Origin of the sequence: Bradyrhizobium sp. TM233 (genome assembly GCF_036247965.1) — a bacterium.
Classification (GTDB): Bacteria; Pseudomonadota; Alphaproteobacteria; order Rhizobiales; family Xanthobacteraceae; genus Bradyrhizobium; species Bradyrhizobium ottawaense.
The window spans coordinates 2,250-3,966 of record NZ_BTIG01000074.1; the positions used below are offsets into that span (position 1 = coordinate 2,250).

Consider the following 1,717-nt stretch of genomic DNA (forward strand, 5'->3'; position numbering starts at 1 on the left):
GCAGCGCGTCCGGGACACGAAACCATCTCTTCACTTCTCCCGTCTTGCCTCCGCCCGCGGATGTCGCCACACTCCCAGGCATAAAAACAAGACGCCACGGGAGAAACATGTCCACACAGCCATTGGCAACTCTTGCCGACATGGTGCGCGAGCGCGCCAGGAGCCGCGGCAACGCCATCGCCTACGAGTTCGAGGGCCGCCTCACCAGCTTTGTTGAATTCGACGCGAGGACCAACAAGGTCGCCAACGCGTTGATTGCGATGGGCGTCAGACACGGCGACCGCATCGCCTATCTCGGCAAGAACAGCGACCTCTATTTCGAGCTGCTGATGGGCGCGATGAAGGCCGGCGTCGTGACGGCGCCGGTGAACTGGCGGCTCGCCGGGCCCGAGGTCGCCTTCATCGTCGACGATTGCAAGGCCGCGGTGCTGTTCGTCGGGCCGGAGTTCGTCACGCAGGTCCGCCAGATCAGGGATCAGCTGCCGGGCGTGCGCACCATCATCACCACCGAGGGCGGCGCGCCGGAATGGCAGGATTTTGCGGCGTGGCGCGATGCGCAGAGCGGCGAGGATCCGAAGGTGCCGATCGATACGAAAGACATCGCGATCCAGCTCTACACCTCGGGCACCACNNAGCCGAAGGGCGCGATGCTGAGCCACGCGAACTTCCTCAACCTCGTGCAATCGGGCAACGCCGAGGACAAGCCGGAATGGAACCGGTGGTCGACCGACGACGTCTCGCTGGTGGCGATGCCGATCTTCCACATCGGCGGCTCCGGCTGGGGCGTGATGGGGCTCTATCACGGCGCCCGCGGCGTGATCGCGCGCGAATTCGATCCGACCAAGGTGCTGGATTTCTTCGAGCAGTCGGGCATCACGAAGCTGTTCATGGTGCCGGCGGCGATGCAGTTCGTGGTGCGGCAGCCGCGCGCGAAGGCGGTCGATTTCTCCAGGCTGAAATACATGCTCTATGGCGCCTCCCCCATTCCCGCAGCGCTGCTGAAGGAATGCATCGAAGTCTTCAAATGCGGCTTCGTGCAGCTGTACGGCATGACCGAGACCACGGGCACCATCGTCGCGCTGCCGCCGGAGGATCATGTCGAGGGGCTCGAGCGGATGCGCTCGGCCGGCAAGGCGCTGCCGGGTATCGAGCTTGCGATCCTCGATGTGGACGGCAAGCCGTTGCCGCCGCGGCAGGTCGGCGAGATCGCGACGCGCTCGGGCTCGAACATGGCCGGCTACTGGAATTTGCCGGAGGCGACCGCCGCGACGCTTCGGTCCGACGGTTGGCTGCGCACCGGCGATGCCGGCTACATGGACGAGGACGGCTATCTCTACATCCACGACCGCATCAAGGACATGATCATCTCCGGNNTCTCCGGCGGCGAGAACATCTACCCCGCCGAGGTGGAGAGCGCGCTGTGCGATCATCCTGACGTCGCGGAGGCCGCTGTGATCGGTATCCCCGACGACAAATGGGGCGAGGCGGTGAAGGCCGTCGTCGTGATGAAGCCCGGCAAGGAGGCGAGCGCAACCGACATCATCAACTTCACCCGGACGCGCATTGCCGGCTTCAAGACGCCGAAGAGCGTGGAGTTTTTGCCGGCGCTACCGAGGAATCCGAGCGGCAAGATTTTGCGGCGGCAATTGCGCGAGCCGTATTGGGCGGGGAAGGACCGGCGGGTGAATTAGGATGCAGTGCCGTAGGGTGGGTTAGC

General features: G+C 64.6%; 1 protein-coding gene. It reads left to right on the forward strand.

The features are described 5' to 3' along the window. Window positions 1-107 precede the first annotated feature (107 nt). Window positions 108-1,691 carry a fatty acid--CoA ligase gene (locus tag AABA86_RS33540; RefSeq protein WP_338309787.1) on the forward strand — a complete coding sequence of 528 codons (1,584 nt, stop codon included), beginning with the start codon at window positions 108-110 and terminating at the stop codon, window positions 1,689-1,691. Window positions 1,692-1,717: the final 26 nt, after the last annotated feature.